Annotated in this window: 21 protein-coding genes; 10 read left to right on the top strand and 11 right to left on the bottom strand. The window is 55.5% G+C overall.

The window, feature by feature from the left end; genetic code table 11:
- Positions 1 to 18: 18 nt before the first annotated feature.
- The 3 genes from KORM41_RS01455 to KORM41_RS22330 form a co-directional block, all read right to left on the bottom strand.
- A complete protein-coding gene (locus KORM41_RS01455; RefSeq protein ID WP_068143633.1) occupies positions 19 to 741 on the bottom strand; it encodes a TerC family protein in 723 nt (240 codons plus the stop codon).
- A gap of 36 nt (positions 742 to 777) precedes the next feature.
- Positions 778 to 1,818 carry a bifunctional riboflavin kinase/FAD synthetase gene (locus tag KORM41_RS01450; RefSeq protein ID WP_231727057.1) on the bottom strand — a complete coding sequence of 347 codons (1,041 nt, stop codon included), beginning with the start codon at positions 1,816 to 1,818 and terminating at the stop codon, positions 778 to 780.
- Between the two features lie 202 nt (positions 1,819 to 2,020).
- A complete protein-coding gene (locus KORM41_RS22330) occupies positions 2,021 to 2,149 on the bottom strand; it encodes a hypothetical protein (protein ID WP_269448945.1) in 129 nt (42 codons plus the stop codon).
- Between the two features lie 257 nt (positions 2,150 to 2,406).
- Here KORM41_RS22330 and KORM41_RS01445 point away from each other — a divergent pair, with 257 nt between their 5' ends.
- On the top strand, positions 2,407 to 2,793 hold the full coding sequence (locus KORM41_RS01445) for a response regulator (RefSeq protein WP_068143631.1): 387 nt from the start codon (positions 2,407 to 2,409) through the stop codon (positions 2,791 to 2,793).
- Positions 2,793 to 3,767 carry a protein phosphatase CheZ gene (locus KORM41_RS01440; RefSeq protein WP_068143629.1) on the top strand — a complete coding sequence of 325 codons (975 nt, stop codon included), beginning with the start codon at positions 2,793 to 2,795 and terminating at the stop codon, positions 3,765 to 3,767. The genes KORM41_RS01445 and KORM41_RS01440 overlap by 1 nt, the downstream gene beginning before the upstream one ends.
- A 67-nt stretch (positions 3,768 to 3,834) precedes the next feature.
- Here the strand turns inward: KORM41_RS01440 and KORM41_RS01435 are convergent, their stop codons facing one another.
- Positions 3,835 to 4,722, bottom strand: coding sequence for a TIGR01459 family HAD-type hydrolase (locus KORM41_RS01435; RefSeq protein WP_068143627.1), 888 nt, complete (start codon positions 4,720 to 4,722; stop codon positions 3,835 to 3,837).
- A gap of 65 nt (positions 4,723 to 4,787) precedes the next feature.
- Entirely contained in the window at positions 4,788 to 6,302 is a 1,515-nt protein-coding gene (locus tag KORM41_RS01430) for an EAL domain-containing protein (protein ID WP_068143626.1), read from the bottom strand.
- A 174-nt stretch (positions 6,303 to 6,476) separates the two neighbouring features.
- On the opposite strand from KORM41_RS01430, the gene KORM41_RS01425 reads away from it, so the two are divergent.
- From KORM41_RS01425 to KORM41_RS01415, 3 genes are all read left to right on the top strand, one after another.
- Positions 6,477 to 7,202, top strand: coding sequence for a DUF748 domain-containing protein (locus KORM41_RS01425; RefSeq protein ID WP_068143623.1), 726 nt, complete (start codon positions 6,477 to 6,479; stop codon positions 7,200 to 7,202).
- Between the two features lie 73 nt (positions 7,203 to 7,275).
- Complete coding sequence (locus KORM41_RS01420; RefSeq protein ID WP_068143621.1) at positions 7,276 to 7,575, top strand: SCP2 sterol-binding domain-containing protein; 300 nt, start codon at positions 7,276 to 7,278, stop codon at positions 7,573 to 7,575.
- 21 nt (positions 7,576 to 7,596) lie between these two features.
- Entirely contained in the window at positions 7,597 to 8,124 is a 528-nt protein-coding gene (locus KORM41_RS01415) for a hypothetical protein (RefSeq protein ID WP_068143620.1), read from the top strand.
- Positions 8,125 to 8,132: 8 nt separating this feature from the next.
- Here the strand turns inward: KORM41_RS01415 and KORM41_RS01410 are convergent, their stop codons facing one another.
- Together KORM41_RS01410 and KORM41_RS21640 are read right to left on the bottom strand one after the other, a co-directional pair.
- Positions 8,133 to 8,612 carry a GrpB family protein gene (locus KORM41_RS01410; RefSeq protein ID WP_068143618.1) on the bottom strand — a complete coding sequence of 160 codons (480 nt, stop codon included), beginning with the start codon at positions 8,610 to 8,612 and terminating at the stop codon, positions 8,133 to 8,135.
- A gap of 54 nt (positions 8,613 to 8,666) precedes the next feature.
- A complete protein-coding gene (locus tag KORM41_RS21640) occupies positions 8,667 to 9,140 on the bottom strand; it encodes a hypothetical protein (protein WP_156431849.1) in 474 nt (157 codons plus the stop codon).
- A 244-nt stretch (positions 9,141 to 9,384) separates the two neighbouring features.
- Here KORM41_RS21640 and KORM41_RS01400 point away from each other — a divergent pair, with 244 nt between their 5' ends.
- From KORM41_RS01400 to KORM41_RS01385, 4 genes are all read left to right on the top strand, one after another.
- Entirely contained in the window at positions 9,385 to 10,170 is a 786-nt protein-coding gene (locus KORM41_RS01400; protein WP_068143614.1) for a hypothetical protein, read from the top strand.
- Between the two features lie 156 nt (positions 10,171 to 10,326).
- Entirely contained in the window at positions 10,327 to 10,677 is a 351-nt protein-coding gene (locus KORM41_RS01395) for a hypothetical protein (protein WP_156431848.1), read from the top strand.
- 231 nt (positions 10,678 to 10,908) lie between these two features.
- Entirely contained in the window at positions 10,909 to 12,045 is a 1,137-nt protein-coding gene (locus KORM41_RS01390; protein ID WP_380084399.1) for an acyl-CoA dehydrogenase family protein, read from the top strand.
- A gap of 122 nt (positions 12,046 to 12,167) precedes the next feature.
- Positions 12,168 to 12,347: a hypothetical protein gene (locus KORM41_RS01385; RefSeq protein ID WP_068143608.1), complete on the top strand. Its 180-nt coding sequence runs from the start codon at positions 12,168 to 12,170 to the stop codon at positions 12,345 to 12,347.
- Between the two features lie 88 nt (positions 12,348 to 12,435).
- Here KORM41_RS01385 and KORM41_RS01380 read toward each other — a convergent pair whose 3' ends face one another.
- Positions 12,436 to 13,023: a hypothetical protein gene (locus KORM41_RS01380; protein WP_068143605.1), complete on the bottom strand. Its 588-nt coding sequence runs from the start codon at positions 13,021 to 13,023 to the stop codon at positions 12,436 to 12,438.
- 68 nt (positions 13,024 to 13,091) lie between these two features.
- Here KORM41_RS01380 and KORM41_RS01375 point away from each other — a divergent pair, with 68 nt between their 5' ends.
- A complete protein-coding gene (locus KORM41_RS01375; protein WP_068143603.1) occupies positions 13,092 to 13,481 on the top strand; it encodes an MAPEG family protein in 390 nt (129 codons plus the stop codon).
- 46 nt (positions 13,482 to 13,527) lie between these two features.
- Here the strand turns inward: KORM41_RS01375 and KORM41_RS01370 are convergent, their stop codons facing one another.
- From KORM41_RS01370 to KORM41_RS01360, 3 genes are all read right to left on the bottom strand, one after another.
- Positions 13,528 to 14,685, bottom strand: a complete 1,158-nt coding sequence (locus tag KORM41_RS01370) for an acyltransferase family protein (RefSeq protein WP_068143601.1) — start codon at positions 14,683 to 14,685, stop codon at positions 13,528 to 13,530.
- A gap of 103 nt (positions 14,686 to 14,788) precedes the next feature.
- Positions 14,789 to 15,691 (bottom strand): TIGR02285 family protein, encoded by a 903-nt coding sequence (locus tag KORM41_RS01365; protein WP_068143599.1) that lies wholly within the window; start codon positions 15,689 to 15,691, stop codon positions 14,789 to 14,791.
- 95 nt (positions 15,692 to 15,786) lie between these two features.
- Positions 15,787 to 18,147 (bottom strand): transketolase, encoded by a 2,361-nt coding sequence (locus tag KORM41_RS01360; RefSeq protein WP_068143597.1) that lies wholly within the window; start codon positions 18,145 to 18,147, stop codon positions 15,787 to 15,789.
- Positions 18,148 to 18,201 lie beyond the last annotated feature (54 nt).

Below are 18,201 nucleotides of genomic sequence, written 5' to 3'. Positions count from 1 at the left end.
TTGCATTTGCGGTTTGAACTAGCTTTCTTGCTTTGCCAGCTTGCGGCGGCGCCTGAGAAGGTTGAGGCATTCAACACCCAGGGAATAGGCCATCGCGAAGTAAATGTAACCTTTGGGCACATGGAAGCCGAGCCCTTCCGCCACAAGGAACACACCAATGAGCATGATAAAGCTAAGCGCCAGAATCTTGAGCGTAGGGAAACGCTCGATGAAGCTGGCGATATAGCCGCTTGAGAACATCATCACCAGCATGGCGATGGTCATGGCAGCAATGATGACTGGGATGACTTTTGTCATGCCCACAGCAGTCATTACGGAATCGAAACTAAAAATTATATCGATGAACACCACCTGCGCAATCACTGCAGCCATACCGCCTGTAGCGGCTTTGATCTCTGCCTTATAGTCCCCCGTTACTTCGTCGTGAATACTGTTGGTGCCTTTATAGAGCAGGAATCCACCCCCAAGGAGCATCAGGATATCCTTACCGGAAAACTCCTGGCCAAAGAGCGTCAGCCAGGGTGTCTGCAGGCTGATAATCCAGGCAACACCCAGGAGAAGCAGAATTCGCATCAGGAGCGCCAGTGTCAGGCCAATCATGCGGGCCCGTTTCCTCTGACCTTCCGGCAAATGCCCTACCAGCAACGCAATGAAGACCACATTGTCGATGCCCAGAATGATTTCGAGCGATGTCAGTGTCAGAAAGCTGACCCAAATGTGATAATCAAGTAGAAGTTCCATTGCGTCCCCCGTATGAATTTGTGCGCTTCAAAACCCCTAACGGGCACGGATATGTGGCTCTGGAAAGAGGTTGAGATAGCGATCAAGTGTTGGCGCCTCAAGGCGGTCACGGGCATTTTCGGGCTCTGCCAGGACAATCCTCGCCACACGGCTGTCCCGGTGTATCTGATTCTTGAGCGCCTCAATCCCCTCGAACTTCTGTTCCGGACGCAGGAAAGCGACCAGTTCGACACGCAAATGCTTGCCGTACAAGGTTTCATCGAAGTCAAACATATGCACTTCAAGAAGGACATCACGTTTATCGAAAGTCGGCCGTTTTCCGACATTGGCAACACCGTGGATTACCCGATCATCGCCTTCGATATGCACCCGCACGGCGTAGACGCCCAATTTCGGCTGAAGGCTCTCCCCCAACTCTACATTGGCTGTCGGAAATCCAATGGTACGGCCACGTTGATCGCCCTTCGTTACCCGGCCATTGATCGACCACCAGTGCCCAAGAAGCGCGGCGGCTTTGCGTGCCTCACCGGCCTGCAGCGCCTGCCGAACCAGGGTAGAGCTATAGACTTCTCCGGCATAGCCTTCGAGCCCAACTGTGACAGGCTTGATGACACTGAGGCCAAAGCCTTCCATTTCTCCCATCCAGGCCAGCACATCCGTGCCGCCTCCGCGCCCCTTGCCGAAACGGTAGTCATAGCCCACGAACACATGTTTGGTATCAAGGCCCTTCAGGAGAATTTCAGTAACAAAATCCTGGGCAGGCATGCCGGCCAGAGACTTGTCAAAAGGCAGAACCAGAAGTTGGTCAACGCCAAACTGTTCTAAAAGCTGTGCCCGCTCACGAAATGGGGTCAGGCGAAACGGCGGCGCCTTGGGAGCAAAAAAGCTGACCGGGTGAGGTTCTGTCACCACCACCGTAAGGCCCAGCTTCATCTCACGTGCCAGACGCCCTGCTTCACCGATGACCACCTGGTGCCCCCGGTGGAAGCCGTCGAAATTGCCGAGCGCAACAACATTGCCGCGATGCTCGGCGCCAACCTCATTGATGTGCCTCAGAAGGCGCATGGTGTGAACCATCCTCGTTGCTACCCGACCGCTGTGTTTTCTGGGGCCCGGTTGTTCAGTTGCCGCAATTTAAGCGGCTGGTCGGCTCGGGACATACACCAATGCGTCACCCGTCACCACTGTTTTGTCCCCTACCATACAATTGGTTTTGGAAGACACCCGGTTCTTTTCCAAAGACGTTACTTCCACCGTTGCGACGACAGTGCCCCAATTTTTACAGGTGCAAAGGATTAACGTCACCGGAAACTTCCGAAAACGCCTCAAACATTTCAGCCGTAACGGCTGTTGTGATCGACTCGCTCTGGCCAATGGCTATATCTTCAAAAAAAAGCTGCTGTACCATTTATGCCTCCTTCAGGCATACTGAAGCAGGAATATCGACCTAAATGGCGGAATTCTTTGCATTTTGTCCACCTTTTCTTGGGTATGATAGCTTTGGCGCGCAATAATATGGTTTCAAATGAACGAGTTAGTGTTTGAAACTTACGCAGCGATGGGTTAACCAATTCTTCATGCTATCGGGGCTAGTGTCCTGTTTAGGAATTTAGCGGTGTCACGTTGGCACTGAGGGTGCGTAATCAATAATATTGAGGAATTATCATGGCCGTTGATATGGGTATGCCGATCCTTATCGTCGACGACTACAAGACAATGCTGCGGATTGTCCGCAACCTTTTGAAGCAGCTTGGCTTCAACAATGTGGACGAAGCAACCGACGGTGCTATGGCGCTTGAAAAAGCACGGGCCAAACAATATGGCCTGATCATCTCCGACTGGAACATGGAGCCGATGACCGGTTACGAGTTCCTGAAAGAGGTTCGCGCCGACAACGTAATCAAAAACACACCATTCATTATGGTTACGGCAGAATCCAAGACGGATAACGTGATTGCGGCGAAAAAGGCCGGCGTTAACAACTATATTGTTAAGCCGTTCAACGCTGCGACGCTGAAAACCAAATTGGTAGCGGTGCTCGGAGACTTCTGATGACCAATCCGGCGCTTCCGAAGCAGATCCAACTGCTAGTCGACAGCTTACGGAAGCAAGATACGACGCAACTGTCTTTGACCGATGTCGCATCGGTAACCGAAGTGCTGATCGGAACAATGTCGGTTTTCTTCAAATCAATCGATACGTCTATTTACCGGGAATGCCGATCGCTGAGCGATTATATCTCCAACGCGCGGAAAGAGATTGCATCCTTGCAGCCGGGCGATCTGGAAAGCGCCAGGATTCCACGCGCTGGCCTGGAACTGGATGCGATTGTTCAGCAGACCGAGGAAGCCACCAATACCATCATGGAGGCTGCCGAGGAAATCATGGCGCTGGACCCTGACGACAAAGACAATTATGTCGCCACCAGCCAGGACGCCGTGATGCGTATTTTTGAAGCCTGTTCCTTCCAGGACATCACAGGCCAACGCATTTCCAAGGTCGTTGAGACGCTCGCACACATTGAAACCCGCGTCATGGAACTGCGTGACCTTCTTGGTGTTACCGAACAGGACATCGAGGAAGCCAAGGAAGCCGCAGGCCCTATTCCGGAAGACAGATCGCTGCTGTCCGGCCCTGCACTCGAAGGCGAAGGCATCAACCAGTCAGAGGTTGACGCCCTCATGGGCACCCAGGCCAAGGCTGCGGAAACGGCTGCAGCACCAGCCCCTGAGCCTGCTCCAGAGCCTGCCCCGAAACCTGAGCCAAAACCGGAACCTAAAGTAGAAGCTCCGAAGGCCGTTTCGCCCAAACAACTCGACAATATGTTCGAGGAGGATTTCGATCCGGTAGCCGAGCACGAGGCAAAGGAAGCCGAGAAGAAAGCGGAAGAGGCGAAAAAAGCCGAGGAAGAAAAGAAAAAGGCTGAAAAGAAAGCCGAGCCGGCCAAAGAAGCCAAAGAGGAAGAGATCGATCTTCCCGAAGGTGAAGAGGTCAGCCAGGACGATATCGACGCCCTGTTCGGCTAGGCCAGCTTGACAGTTCAAAAGGAACCGGGTCTGGAGCTTGCTTCGGCCCGGTTCTTTCTTTGGGCTCCTACCACTTCAGGCTATGCATGACAGCATGCGGTACAGCCTTTTCCTTACCAAATATCTTTCGGAAGGCATGCACAGGCACACGCCCTTTGTTCGAGGCCTGGTCGAGAAGCGGGGCATCATTGCGGTGAATCCCCCCTGTGATAAAGATCCCCCGATAACCTGCGGCACCTGCTCCCGCTATATCTGTCTGCAGGCTGTCCCCGATCATCATGACCCTTTCGCCGGTGGTGTCCGCGTCCAGGCCGACTTCCTTGACACAAGACCTCAGAGCTTTCGGGGTGGGCTTTCCAAACCAATGCACATCCCCGCCCATTGAGGCATAGAGGTCCGCCACAGCGCCGGCACAGGGGTAAAGGCGATCACCCACATGCACGATCCTGTCAGGGTTCGCGCACAAAAAGGGAACACCCCGCTCTGCGGCGGTTCGCAACCAGGGGCCATGGGCATCAATATCGCGGAAGTCCAGATCAGTCGCCAGGATGATCTCGGCATCATCCGGGTGCCCCACCTCTTGAACTGGCAGGCCTTCAACAGTGTTGCGATCACCTTCCGGCCCAAGATGATAGAGCTTCGCACCCGAATACAGCTCGCGCACCTCATCGCGTGCCAAGCCGCCCGAGGTCACGACGAAATCCGTCAGCGAAGAAGGCAGACCCATTTCAAGCAAATGATCCCTTACATAGCCGCGCGGACGCGGAGCGTTGGAAAGGAAAACGGTCTTCGCCCTTGCAGCGCGTGCCTTCTGGATCGCGTCAACCGCACCAGAATGCAGCTTCAGGCCATCATGCATCACGCCCCAAAGATCACAGATCACAAGGTCTGTTTCGTCCATCAATTCACTTAGTCCAGCGGCTATATGCACGCTGGTACCGGATGAGTTCGGCATGAAACTGCCTCCAGATTTTGGAGCTAGGGCTTAGGCGGACACCCGAATGACCTACTCGTTACAAATTAAAATTCGCTGCTCAGATTAGCGGCAGATGTTGGTTCGCCGAACAGATATCCCTGGGCATATTCCACCTTGGACTCCAGCGCCATTAGCACATCATCTTCGCTCTCAACCCGGCTCGCAATCAACTGCATGCCGTTCCGTCGCAGGAACGATTTGATCGCTTCCACATCCCCTTCTTCAGGATGCGCAGCCATCAAATCACCCAAATCGGCCTTGATGAATTGGAACTTATTCTCACCCAAATAGGTGAAGTCCTTATTGAAATCCTTCACCAGATCCATTGAGAAACCAAACCCCTTGCGCCCAAGCGCCAGAAGCCGTTCCTTCACCTCGCCTGGCAGCATATAATAATCTTCCTGGCTGATTTCAAACACCAGGCGGTCACGGAACTCCGAATTGGCCGACATGAAATCGATGAACTGCGGGAAGAATTCTTCATCCTCCATTGAGTAACGGGACATATTGATGAAGAAGCGCACCTTCGGGCGCCGCTTGCCAAGCCGGCGCACCAGTTGGATCAGGCGGAACAGCAGGAGGTTGTCGATTGTCCCGATCAGCCCCTTGTTTTCAGCCACCCTCATATATTGGCGCGGCAGGATGATACGACCTTCTTCGTCCCGCACACGGGAAAAACATTCATAATGGACCGACCGCCTGGCAGGCAGTGTCACAATCGGCTGCAGGTAAAGGTCAACCCGGTTCTCTGCAAGCGAACTTCGGATCACAGACAGAAGCTGATCCTCGCGCTTGATCAGGCGAATTTGCGCTTTCTTACCGCGCACCGGCGCTTTGGGGGTTGGGCGGTTTGGCCGCGGCGCATCGGAGCCCGGCTCTACGCCCTCATCCTCACCCTCTTCATCCTGGGGCAAAGGCTCCATCTCTTCACCGTCGCCCTCGTCCACAACTGCCATCGCGGCCTCTTCCGGCGTCAGTTCGATTTCATCAAGCTCAAGCCCGCCATCATCGTCCACGTCACCTTCAGGCTCCAACTCAAGAGCCGATTCCGGTGTCTTGCCTTGTTTGGTTTCAGCCTTCGTGTCGACCACTTTTTCCGGCACATGGTCTGCGCTCAGCGCCAGCGCCTCTTCATCGGTTGGCTCAAGGATACCAGCCTTACCGCCCCGTTGTGCGATTCTGGTAGCCTTGGGCACCTTGGCTTCAAGCTCCACCTCGCGCTTCATCAGCTGCGTCAGAAGGGTATGCAGTACCTTCAGTTCACCGACGACTTCATCGCTTTTTTCGTCACCTTGCTCCGTCTTGCGTCGGGTCCGTTCCAAGTCCCCACGAAGGATGGTTGTCACATCTTCAAGAACGGCCACCCGAGCGGACGTTTCTTTTTCGATCCGCCTTACGGTGAAAAGATTTTGTATCTGCCAGGCCCCGAAAAAAACCACGACCCCCAGGAGCTGCGCCAATTGTTCAGGCATCCCGAACAGGCGCGGTGGGATTATCATCACCGCGAGCCCCAAGATCATATAGGACACCAGCAGGAGAACTTGCGTCAGCACAGCCATGAAATCACCACCCTTTATCGGTCAACTTGCCAAGCTTTGCCGCCATGCTGGCATAACTGACGGGATTCGTTAAGACTTTTGTTCACGCATTCCCTCAGCCTTATGCCTTAACAAGGCCGTAAAACAGTGCCATCATAATCGCCAATCGGATCGAAGCGGGACGGAGGCACGACAATGAAAAAACTATTTCTTGGATTGGTGGTTATTCTGCTGGTAGGCGTAGGCGTCGCCTACAGCCAGATCAACACCATCGTAAAAGCCGGCGTTGAAACCGGTGGGCCAAAAACCCTCAAGGTTCCTGTGACAGTTGAAAGCATCAACTTGTCGCCCTTTTCCGGAAAAGTCAGCTTCAAGGGGCTTGAGATCGGCCAGCCCGAAGGCTATGGGGAAGGCCAGATTGCCAGCCTTGGCAGTTTCGACATGCAGCTGCAGCCAAGCACGCTCCTGTCTGACCATGTAATCATCGACAGTATCGTGATTGATTCTCCCATGCTGGATGCCCGCCGAATCGACGGCAAAACCAATTTCGAGCAGCTGCAGCAGAATGTGGGCCCAGCAGACGATACCAAGCCGTCAAACATTACCCTCACCATCAAGAAAATGGTGATCAGGGCGCCTAAGGTTGCCGTGAAAACCGAAGGCGCGCTGAGTGTGGACAAGACAATCGAGCTCGCTGACTTCACCATAACCGACCTTGGCACAGATGAGAAAGGCATGGCGCCAGCAGAGATCGCGCGCCACGTCATGTCCGTGCTGCAGCCACAGATTGCGCAGGCCCTCATCAAAGCTGGCGCATCCGACAAACTGAAAGAGCTTGTAAAAGACAAGGAAGGGTCGCTTGAAAAAGGCATCACCAGCCTCGTTGGTAAGCTGAAGAAGAAAAAAGACGACCAGAACTGAGATATAAGCAATAACTGATTGATTTCTGGACTGTTAAGTCCAATATTCACTATCAGTTGCAAGGGAGGACATTATGTCACTGGAAAAAATCACTGAAGAAATCCGCGGCCGCGTTGGTTCGCATTCCCCACTCGCCGCCATTATCAAGTTCGATTTCGGCGACGACGGCGTTGTCCGCATTGACGGCAAAGCGTCTCCAACTGTTGTTGATAATGAGGATTCCGAGGCTGACTGCACTGTGAAAGTCACCATGGACAACTTCGTCCAGATCGCCGAAGGAAATCTCAATCCACAGATGGCTTTCATGACCGGTAAATTGCGTGTAGAAGGCGACATGAGCCTTGCCATGCAGCTTGGCTCGATCCTGGGTTAAGCAACTGGTTTAAAGGTTATCATGCTGGAAAAATTTCGCTCCCTCGCCATCGGGCTTTGTCTTTTTGTCATAGTCATTGGACTGGCAGTCTATTTCCTGGTCCAGATCGGCGGGGGCGATAGTATTTTCGGCGATGAAAGCGGCACGCTTGAGACCGTTGAGTTTGAGACGCTGGCCTTCGAGGGGGACGATAGCGGGTACCTTTTGTGCCCGGCCACCCTGTGCGAGGCAGCAATCACCAACGGTCCAGCAGCCCGCTTCGAGGTGGATGCCCGTACGCTCCGCCTCGCTCTTGCCGACTATGTGGACGGCATGCCCACGATCCGCACTTATGGCTTTGATCCCGTCAATAACCAGTTTGACTTCCTCGAACGCCTGCCTGGCGAGAGCATTCCAGCGGTCCTGACGGTTCGGGTCATCGAAATCGACAACTATACAAGCGCCTTGGCAATCTATAGCCGCAAGCCGATTGGCGACAGCAAACCGGGCGAACATGAGAAACGGGTAAACCGTTGGCTCACGATCCTGTCTTCCCAACTCGCGTCCTAACTGTCACTTTACCCAAGGTCTGCCAAAACAGCCTCAATGAAGGTTGACTTTGCCGTACGGTAGTCCTGCATGGACTTTCCGTGCCAATCCCGCTTTAGCTGATTATAGGCCTCGAGAAGCACTGCATCTGAAGTCAGTGCATCCAGAAAAGGCAGAAACACATCATATTGCCCGCCATGGACAGTCAGTTGCACAGCAACGTCCAAATCATCGGGGATCAAATAGCCCTGAAAGTCACATGTCGAAAGCTGTTCAGAGTTCCGTGGAAAAACTTCATCAAGAGTATCGCGGGCCTCGGTAAATGCGTTTGGAGCTACACGCACCAAAAGATCAATATCCTGTTTGCCGATTGCACCGGCCACTGCGGTACTGCCGACCTCACGAACATCCGCATCCGGCAAGATCGCCTTGACGGCAGACGCCGTAGCCTCTGCCTGCCGCTTCAACAAGGCAGCATCCCAGTGCTGAATGTAAAATTTTTCGGTCATGGATTAGCTCAAAAGATTGAGGGACGAATTAGGGGACTGGAAAAAAAACAGCGCCTAAATCAGGCTGCCGGAAGCATATTGCACAGGGCCCGACTGGGCTTCTTCGACATCATCATCATAGACATGAGCATGAGATGCCGCATCTTCGGCCACGGAAGCATCGCTGGCTTCGCCACGCAAGATGCTGTTGGCCGCGATCGTATCCTTGATGTTGGACTGTGTCGCCAGATAGCGGTTTTTTGCCCGCTCGAAGTTGGAGACTGGCGGCAAGGGAGCGTTGGCTTCCTGCGTTCTTGTTTGGGCCAGAAGAAACGAAACGCCGTTACCAAGCAAACCTCGACCGGGTTGTGGCGGTGGCGTGCCCTGCCCAGGCAGAAGACGCCCCGATTCGCCCTGACCCTGGTTCAGGCTCCGACTGAAGTCTGCTGACTGGCCTGAAGACGCACTGCTGGGGCGCGCGGAAGGACGTTCCGCACGGGAAACAGGGCTCGCACCCCGCGAACTTGCAGCAAAAGCAGCATCAGCCATTTTTGCACCCAACTTGTTTCACCCACTGGCAGTTTACAGTCTTCGCCCTGTTCTGGCAATGAGGCAACGTGATGTCTTGTGCCAAAAGGCGCGATTCCGTGCTGGTATTTGGGGGATCGCTTGTGCTATCGCTCAGGCCATAGGGGGCAGTCTCTGGCTTGAATAGGCTATTCAGGCGCACCATCTGGGAGGAGGTGCAGAGGGACAGCTGCGAACAAACTCAAGAATAAAGCGAATAGTTGACATGGATAATAATACGCTTGCCATTTACATTCACGAACTGAGGAACCAGTGCCTTCACGCGCAGGCTTCGTTCGACCTTTTCAACCAGGCTGTTATGAACCAGGCAGCCAATGGTGTCCTTTACGGCGGCCAGATGGTCCTGATGCCGTCGAGCCAGATTTCATTGCTCTTGTGGCCAACGCGCGCCCGTGCCCGCGGTCGGGGAGAAGCGCTGCGTAAAGCACTGCAACTGCCTGAGAAGCACCCGCTGAACGACCGCCGTCTGGCCGAGCTTTGGGAACGCGCTGATGAGAAGGTCGAGGAGTGGATCGGCAACACCAAAGGCCGCCAGGTTATTTTCGATTTCGTCGGCGACCCTGCCCAGATAGGTGACGGCAATACGCCGGAAGAATGCATCTACCGCGCCTATAACCCGAACACACATACATTCTACTATCGCGGCGTCGGGTATAACCTACAGGCCGTGGCGAAAGCCCTTTCGGACGTTGGCGGCCGCGTAAATGCCGTCTATCGCCAACTGTTCCCGGAGCATGCCAAGGCGGAAGACGAAGCCCGCGCGAAAGCAATGGAAGCCCAGCAAGCAGCCGCGGCAGCACAGCAACCATCTGCAGCGCCACAGGCAGCCGAGGCACCGGCGGCGAATGACGTAGCGCCCGAGCCGATCGACCTCTCCGGCGGTGAAGCCGAAGCAGAGGCAAAGCCTGCGAAAAAGGCGGCTCCGAAGAAAAAGCCGGCAGCCAAGAAACCAGCACCAAAGAAGAAAGCTGCGGCCAAGAAGGCTGACTAGAACGCCGACCAATCAAAGAAGGGCTGGCCCAGTGCCGGCCCTTTCTTCATTCAACGCCACCTGTCGCCGCCCAATTTTGGCCAAGCTGTTATGGCAGTTGTTCTATGAGCCAAACTTTGTATGATGCGGTCTCTGACTGGTAAGGATAAGAAATCGATGATGAAAACCCTGTCTCTAGTATTTGCTGGCTTCCTGGTGATGAGCGCGCCTGCGACTGCAGCCGATTGTGGCGAGCCCCCGATGGACCAGCCACCCGTTCCCGACGGCAGTGTTGCAACCGCCGACCAGATTCGCGACAGCCGCGATGCCATCGTGGAATATTCCAAAAAGGTGGATGAATATCTCACCTGCATGGACCAGCGGGCCGCGAAAATCATGCCTTACCTGACAAAAGAACAGCAGGCGCGCTGGGATGAAGACCTGGCCGCCGTCCACGAGCGCCGCCGCCAACTGCAGATCCGCATGAACGAAGCGATCCGCGCCTACCGCCGGTCACAGGACGGATAAAAGGGCACTCCGAATGCAAAAGGGCACTCGGGGGGCACACCCATAGGGAACAAAAAGCCCTATCAACGAACGGAAGGGACCAATCGGTCCCTTTTTTTGTGCCCGCACGCTCGCTACTTCCCCTTGACAAACCGGCAATTAGTGGACTGTTCCGTCCATTTTATTTGACAGCTCCCCGACCCCGCCCCATCTTCATAGACCAGAGGGAACAAATGGGAAGGAAACCACATGCTGGCCCGCCGTGCAGTTTATGACGAAGAGCACCATATTTTCCGGGACGCTGTCCGCAAATTCTTTGAAGCCGAAGCCACCCCCTATACAGCGGAATGGTCAAAGGCCGGGCAGGTGCCCCGCGAATTCTGGAACAAGGCGGGTGAAGCCGGAATCCTGTGCCCGCAGATGCCGGAAGAATATGGCGGCGTTGGCGGCGACTACCGCTTCAACTGCGTGATCAACGAAGAGCAAGTCTACACCCGCGCGGGTGGTGCAGCATTGGCGGTGCATTCAGACATCGTGGCGCCATACCTGTTTCACTATGGGTCCGACGACCTGAAAGAACGCATCCTGCCGAAAATGGCCACTGGTGAGATGGTCGGCGCCATCGCCATGACGGAACCAGGCACCGGGTCTGACCTGCAGGGCATCAAGACCACCGCGAAGTTGGACGGCAACCATTATGTGGTGAACGGCCAGAAGACCTTCATTTCAAACGGCCAGAATTGCGACTTTGTCATCGTGGCCTGCAAAACCAACCCGGGTGAAGGCGCGAAGGGCGTCAGCCTGATTGTGGTGGAGGCCGACCGCGAGGGTTTTCGCCGCGGTCGCAACCTCGAGAAAATTGGCCAGCATTCATCGGACACGTCAGAGCTGTTCTTCGACGAGGTCCGTGTCCCGGCCACCAACCTGATCGGGCATGAAGGGGCGGGTTTCATGTATCTGATGCAGCAGCTGCCGCAGGAACGCCTGTCGATCGGCGTGATTGCCATGGCTGGCGCGCAGCGTGCGTTCGATATCACGCTGGATTATGTCAAGGAACGCCAGGCGTTCGGACGTCCGATCGCAAAGTTCCAGAACACCCGCTTCAAGCTGGCGGAAATGAAAACCGAGATTGATGTGGGCTGGGCCTTCATCGACCAGTGCCTTGCCCGCCATGTGAAAGGCGAACTGGACGCTGTGGGCGGCGCCATGTCCAAGCTGTGGACAACCGAGATGCAGGGCCGCGTTGTGGACACCTGCGTGCAGCTTCACGGTGGCTACGGTTTCATGGCCGAATATGAGATCGCGCACCACTATACAGACAGCCGGGTCCAGCGCATCTATGGCGGTACGTCTGAGATCATGAAGGAACTGATCGGGCGCTCGCTATAGCCTGCCCGACCAAAAAGGCGAAAATAGCCATCGGGGTGATTGCAGGGGCTTTTGCTTCATGCTAGACCGGCGCTTGTGAGATGTTTTTAAAACACCAAACAAGCAGAATTAAGGACACCCCTATGGCTCGCCGCAAAGTTACCCTGAAAGCAGCACTTCCACATGGCACCTTCTATTGGGTTACCGATGTTGAAGCGTCCTCAGAAGAGGAAGCTGTTGTCGCGGCCGAGAACCTGTTCCTGGCCGAGATGGAAAACATCGACGAATGGGAATTCACTGATTTTGACGTGGCCGACGACTAGGTCCTCTGTAACTGCCGGGCGTTCTGGCTGGCGCTTGCCACAACCACATCCATCCATATCTCCCACGAGACAGTAGCTTCACCGCCATCTATTCTTCGGTGGTTGCGCATCCCTCTGACGTTCCGTCTACCCATCGATCCAGCGCCTTAAGCGATGCGTCGACCCTCTTTTGCTCGTCGTCCAGGCTGGTAAAAAACCAGAACCGCTCTTCATAGCCCTTGGGGCGCACCATGTCATAAAGGCGTACGCGGGTACTGCACGGCCCTTCCGGCGTCAGCTCGACACGGAACCAGCGTGTATCCTTGTCCGATTCCTGAACCGTGGCGTAGACGCGGGCCTGCACGACTTCGGTCGTGCGCTCAACGGCATGCCACCGCTTATATTCTTTCTTCCAGCGCGCGAGGCGTGTCGACTCGACCTTATCCGGCGCCCCCATATAGGGCGCATAATCGATCTGCCACGCCTGCCAGTTGCTCCGGCGCTCGGGTGTATATATCCAGGGCCAGATAGTTTCTGCGGCGTAGGGCAGCACGGCTTCCTGCTGCACTTCGAAGGCGGAATCGATCACGATGACCGCCCGGTAGGCAACGCTTACGAAAAAGGCCGCGATCAATGCCACAACGGATTTGTGCAGCAAGTTCCAGTCCCTGAACCGATCTTTGACTTTCCGATCCACTTGTATTCCTTACTTGACCTTCATGCCTTCTGGCACCACCCTTCTCCCATAGCAACCGGGGAGGGCTTATGACTATTACCATAATTTCTGCAAGCTTTTTGGGCCTGCTTCTTTTCTATTTATCATATAACGTTGCAAAAAACAGAGGGCGCGCCAAAGTTTCTATCGGCGACGGCGGCGACGAAGGCCTGCAGAACGCCATCCGGGCACACGCCAACCTTATCGAATACGCGCCGATGGCCATGATCCTGATCGGGCTTCTGGAATATCGGGGCGTGAACAGCGTTTTCCTGATCGTGCTGTCTGCCTTCTTTGTGGTTGGGCGCTATATGCACGGGCTGACTTTCGGCAAATTCGAAGGCCGCAACCCGTTCCGCTTTTGGGGCACCGTCTTCACTTGGCTGGTGATCCTGATCGCCAGCGTCGTAGGGCTTCTGAGCGGCTACGGCGTAATCTAGTCAGTTGCAGCAAAAGCAGATCAAGAAGCGGCTGCGGCCGCTTTTTCTATTTCTCAGGCACGTCCGCAGTGGCAACAACAGGCTGTGGCCTGGCGATGGCAGCCTGCCGCCTGAACAGGGTGCGGCCAGGCACCTCGACATACCGGTAAGTCAGCGTCGCCGAAACAACAGACACAGCCACAAAGGCCACCAGATAGACAGTCCGGTATTGAAGCGGCAGTGCGTCAAATCCAAAGACCTGTTTCAGCTGTGGCAAGTACGCCCAGAAAACCATGAACCAGACCCCATGCATCAGATAGACAGAGTAGGAAATCTTGCCCAAATAGCGCGGCAAAGCTGTTTCCATTATCCGTGAGAAGTTGGCCCGGTTGCTTGCGCCCGCGATCACCAGCAAGGCGAAAAGCGGCGGCAATGTCAGGTCGCTCCAGTCGTAATGCAGCGCCAGGGCAATCAGAGCGAGAACGATGAAGACAACACCGTCCGTCTTCAACCAGGATTGCCACACCCCCTGCCTGTAAAAACGATAAAGGCCCACCCCCATCGAAAATTCAAACAGGCACCGGAAGAAGCCATAGTTGAAAGTGATGTCCAGCTTACCTTCAGGATGCACAAGAGATAGCAGGCAGACGCCTGCAAACCCCATAATGACAAGCGCTGCCGCTGCCCTGCCCCGGCCAATCAGAACCAGCATCAACATGCCCACAAAGTAGGTCCACCATTCTGCACCGATAGACCAAGACACAATATTCCAAGACAGAAACACATATTGGTCCATCGCGTTAGTCAGCAGAAAGTTGCTGGGCAGGGCTGCGGGCGAAAAATAGGTTCGCATGCTGTCATCCATCAGATGAGGCTGGAACGCTTCCAGTCCCTGCCAGAAAAGGATCAGCAGCAGCAGTGTAAAAAGATGCAACGGGTAAATCCGAAGGAACCTGGCCTTCAGGTAAGCACGCACCGCCGGAAGGCCCAGCCCGGTCTCAAAATGACCTGCATAGACGTGGGTAATAACAAAGCCGCTTAGCACGAAAAAGAAGTCCACCCACATGTAGCCACCGGTGATCAGCCCCGTCACTTCATGCGGAACCAAGGGCCCCAAATTGCGATAGAACAGACTTACATCGATATGAAACAGCATTACCCAGGTGGCGGCAATGCCGCGCATGGCGGTTAATGACGGCAAATAGCCCGCCTGACGGTCGCTCACTTAATTTTCCTCGCTGATGTTTTTGTATTATTTGACGATCATACGCTTAAGGACAGCGCTGTCAATTTAGCTGAAATGGTACCGCGCGCTGTATGGGCTACTGCTATTGAATATCTTGATCAATTGTGGCGGTAACTGCAGCGCGCGCCGAAGGGTCCACCCAGTTCAGATAGTAAGACTGCCATCTTGCATGCGTTTTTGGTTCCGCGATGACGCGGTTCACGGCCGTAATGAAAGCTTTGCCCGCCGCATCTTTCGTGCAGCCAATATGGCTGTGAGAGTTTGTGGAATGACCAGCAACAGGAAGCATCGCAAATTTCGCTTCCACACCCTCGCTCTCCAGCATACGGGCGTAGAACCCAATCTCATCCGGATAGCCGAAGGTATAGCCGATGCGGCCACGGGCCAGCATGCGGAGGACCAGATGCCCCTGCCCCGCGCGCACCACATTGCCCAACCGGGCTTCTTTATCCATGGCGACGTCCAGCTGTTGACCATAGGCACGCCCCTTCACAACTCCGCCCTTCAGTCCGGCTTCGGTGTTTAAAAGCGCCGACAACATCACCTGGCCCTTGTCATCAAGAAATGGCGAAAAGGTTGCCATCATATCCTTCCTGATCACCAGCCGGAGCGGCATGGAGACAAGAATAGGATCAGAAAAAACCATGTAGGTCATGCGTTCGGGCGTTTTCGCCAGTGCCCCGGCACAGGCGCCTTTTTCATGTTCCATGTTCGATATGACCCGTGCCATTGACGTGGCAATCCGGTGGATACGAATGGAAGGCGCGGACCGTTCGATATCTGCCAGAATCTGGTCCTGGTATCCCTGTCCCTCATAGGGGCCTTCGGTGATATAGGAGGGCGGATAGTCAAACAGATACCATGAGATGTCGACAGGTTCTGACGTGTCGCTGTCAGCAAAAGCAGCAGCCGTAAAAAAGGCAGGCAGCACCATGGCCAGCTTCTTCCACCAGGTATTCGCCTGAAGCCGTTTCAAACTAAACACTTGCACTGCCTATCCTTCACCAAACGTCGGGCTGTTTATGAGGGCAGACTACACAAAACAACTCAGAAGGGAAAATTTTTCGCGAAATGTGTCAATCAATCCACCACATACACCGACGCACAGGCATCAAGGATCGCATCCGTGCCAATACGGTACTTGTCGTACAGGTCATCAATGTCGCCCGACTGGCCGAACTGATCGACCCCCAGCGGCATGGTGCGGTGCCCTTTCACGCCGCCTATCCAGCTGAGCGTGGTGGGCGCACCGTCAATCACCGTCACGATCCCTGCGTTCGGCGACAGGCTGGCAAGCAGACGGCCAATATGGCTTTCCCGCCGCACGCCGTCACGCCCGAGCGAGCGAACACTTTCCGACCAGTCCTTGTGCAACAGGTCCGGCGACGGCACAGCCATCAGGCCTGCGCCTGGGACGTCTTCCAGAATTTCCTGAAGGGCGGCATTTGCTTCCGGCGCCACCGCACCTGTGTAGATGATCGCCAGCTCCGCACCTTGGGCCGGCGCGTGTTCCCAATAGGCGCCTTTGAGCATATCGGCCTGCCAGGCATCGCCATCACGCGATGGCTGTTCGAGCGCGCGGGTGGAAAGACGCAGATAGACGGAGCTGCCGTCCGGCGCCTGCATGTAATCAAACCCCCAGGCCATAATGGCCGCCAGCTCATCGGTATAGGCGGGCTCGAAATACACCAGCTTGTCCTGCGCCATGCCGATCACCGGCGTATGGATTGACTGGTGCGCGCCGCCTTCCGGCGCGAGCGTCAGGCCACTTGGCGTGGCCACCAGCATAAAGCGGGCGTCCTGGTAACAGGCGTAATTGAGGGCATCCAGGCCGCGGTTAATGAAGGGGTCATATAGCGTGCCCACCGGGATCAGCCGTTCGCCGAACAGGCTGCCCGCCAGCCCCATGGCAGCAAGCGCCAGAAAGAGGTTGTTTTCGGCGATCCCCAGTTCCATATGCTGGCCCTTGCCGTGGCCTTGCCATATCTGCGGGCTGACCACCTTTTCTGCCTTGAAAACGTCTTCCATCAGGTCGCGGCTGTAGATGCCGCGCTGGTTCACCCAGCCGCCCAGGTTGGTCGATACCGTCACGTCCGGGCTGGTGGTGATGATGCGGTCTGCGAGCTTGCTGGTGCCCTTGCCAAGTGCGTTCATGATCTTGCCAAACGCAACTTGCGTGCTTTGCTTGCCTGAGCCGGGCTCAAGCGCGTCTTCAAGCTTCAGTGTCGGCGCATCATGGCGGCGGGTGGCCGGCTGGTTGAACGGCACTTTCGTCAGAAATTTCTCAAGGTGTGCTGCCTTGTCTTCCATGCCGGCGAACAGGTCCCACTCCTTGCCTTCCGGCACGCCCATCTGCGCCTGCAGCTCCGCCATCTGGGATGGGTTCATCAGGCCAGAATGGTTATCCTTGTGGCCCTGGAACGGCAGGCCGTAACCCTTGACCGTATAGCAGATGAAACAGTGTGGCTGGTCACTGTCGATAGATCGGAAGGTCTCCAAAAGGAGTTCAATGTCATGACCGCCCAGGTTAGTCATCAGCGCCTGCAGTTCAGTGTCTGAATAGCCTTCCAGCAGCTTCTTCACGCCGCGCTTCGCGCCGATGTCTGCCATCAGGCGCTCGCGCCAGGCCGCACCGCCCTTGTAGGTCAGCGCGCTATAAAGCGTGTTGGGGCAGGCATCAATCCAGTCACGGAGCGCGATACCGCCGGGCCTCTTGAACGCCGCCTGCTGCTTCTTGCCGTATTTGATATTGATCACCTTCCAGCCCGTTGTCTCGAAGATGTCAGTGAATCGGGTAAACATGCGGTCGGATGTGATCGAATCGAGGCTCTGGCGATTATAGTCGATCACCCACCAGCAGTTCCTGAGGTTATGCTTATAGCCTTCGATCAGTGCTTCATAGATATTGCCCTCGTCCAGCTCAGCGTCGCCCATAAGGGCGATCATGCGACCAGCCTTGCTGGCGTCCATCAGGCCGCGGTCGATCAGATGATCCTGCACCATGGAGGCAAAAGCCGTCATGGCCACGCCAAGCCCTACAGACCCGGTGGAGAAATCCACATCGTCGATATCCTTGGTGCGGCTGGGATAGCTTTGCGCGCCGCCCAGCGCCCGGAAGCGCTCCAGCTGCTCGCGCGTCTGTTTGCCAAACAGATACTGGATGGCGTGGAACACCGGGCTTGCGTGCGGTTTTACCGCCACCCGGTCTTCGGGCCGAAGCACCCCGAAATAAAGCGCGCACATGATCGCCGCCAGCGAAGCGCTTGAGGCCTGGTGCCCGCCCACCTTGAGGCCGTCGCGGCTTTCGCGGATATTGTTGGCGTGATGGATGGTCCAGGACGACAGCCACTGCACCCGATCATACAGATCAGTGATGGTTTCAAGCTCAGCCGGATCAACGGTGGCGTGCTGGCTCCCTGCGGCATCAGTTATTGGGGGCATCGGGACTTTCCCTCTATATTATGGGGCACGCATATTGACGCGCCTGAAGCTGTG

It is taken from the genome of Kordiimonas lipolytica (assembly GCF_001550065.1).
The sequence above is the reverse complement of the archived record's forward strand: the minus strand, read 5'-3'. Positions and strand labels throughout refer to the sequence as shown.

What these genes read in the sequence shown, in the direction of transcription:
- KORM41_RS01455 (WP_068143633.1), bottom strand. Translation starts at nt 741, where the DNA reads ATGGAACTTCTACTTGATTATCACATTTGGGTCAGCTTTCTGACACTG.
- KORM41_RS01450 (WP_231727057.1), bottom strand. Translation starts at nt 1,818, where the DNA reads ATGGTTCACACCATGCGCCTTCTGAGGCACATCAATGAGGTTGGCGCC.
- KORM41_RS22330 (WP_269448945.1), bottom strand. Translation starts at nt 2,149, where the DNA reads ATGGTACAGCAGCTTTTTTTTGAAGATATAGCCATTGGCCAGAGCGAG.
- KORM41_RS01445 (WP_068143631.1), top strand. Translation starts at nt 2,407, where the DNA reads ATGGCCGTTGATATGGGTATGCCGATCCTTATCGTCGACGACTACAAG.
- KORM41_RS01440 (WP_068143629.1), top strand. Translation starts at nt 2,793, where the DNA reads ATGACCAATCCGGCGCTTCCGAAGCAGATCCAACTGCTAGTCGACAGC.
- KORM41_RS01435 (WP_068143627.1), bottom strand. Translation starts at nt 4,722, where the DNA reads ATGCCGAACTCATCCGGTACCAGCGTGCATATAGCCGCTGGACTAAGT.
- KORM41_RS01430 (WP_068143626.1), bottom strand. Translation starts at nt 6,302, where the DNA reads ATGGCTGTGCTGACGCAAGTTCTCCTGCTGGTGTCCTATATGATCTTG.
- KORM41_RS01425 (WP_068143623.1), top strand. Translation starts at nt 6,477, where the DNA reads ATGAAAAAACTATTTCTTGGATTGGTGGTTATTCTGCTGGTAGGCGTA.
- KORM41_RS01420 (WP_068143621.1), top strand. Translation starts at nt 7,276, where the DNA reads ATGTCACTGGAAAAAATCACTGAAGAAATCCGCGGCCGCGTTGGTTCG.
- KORM41_RS01415 (WP_068143620.1), top strand. Translation starts at nt 7,597, where the DNA reads ATGCTGGAAAAATTTCGCTCCCTCGCCATCGGGCTTTGTCTTTTTGTC.
- KORM41_RS01410 (WP_068143618.1), bottom strand. Translation starts at nt 8,612, where the DNA reads ATGACCGAAAAATTTTACATTCAGCACTGGGATGCTGCCTTGTTGAAG.
- KORM41_RS21640 (WP_156431849.1), bottom strand. Translation starts at nt 9,140, where the DNA reads ATGGCTGATGCTGCTTTTGCTGCAAGTTCGCGGGGTGCGAGCCCTGTT.
- KORM41_RS01400 (WP_068143614.1), top strand. Translation starts at nt 9,385, where the DNA reads ATGGATAATAATACGCTTGCCATTTACATTCACGAACTGAGGAACCAG.
- KORM41_RS01395 (WP_156431848.1), top strand. Translation starts at nt 10,327, where the DNA reads ATGATGAAAACCCTGTCTCTAGTATTTGCTGGCTTCCTGGTGATGAGC.
- KORM41_RS01385 (WP_068143608.1), top strand. Translation starts at nt 12,168, where the DNA reads ATGGCTCGCCGCAAAGTTACCCTGAAAGCAGCACTTCCACATGGCACC.
- KORM41_RS01375 (WP_068143603.1), top strand. Translation starts at nt 13,092, where the DNA reads ATGACTATTACCATAATTTCTGCAAGCTTTTTGGGCCTGCTTCTTTTC.
- KORM41_RS01360 (WP_068143597.1), bottom strand. Translation starts at nt 18,147, where the DNA reads ATGCCCCCAATAACTGATGCCGCAGGGAGCCAGCACGCCACCGTTGAT.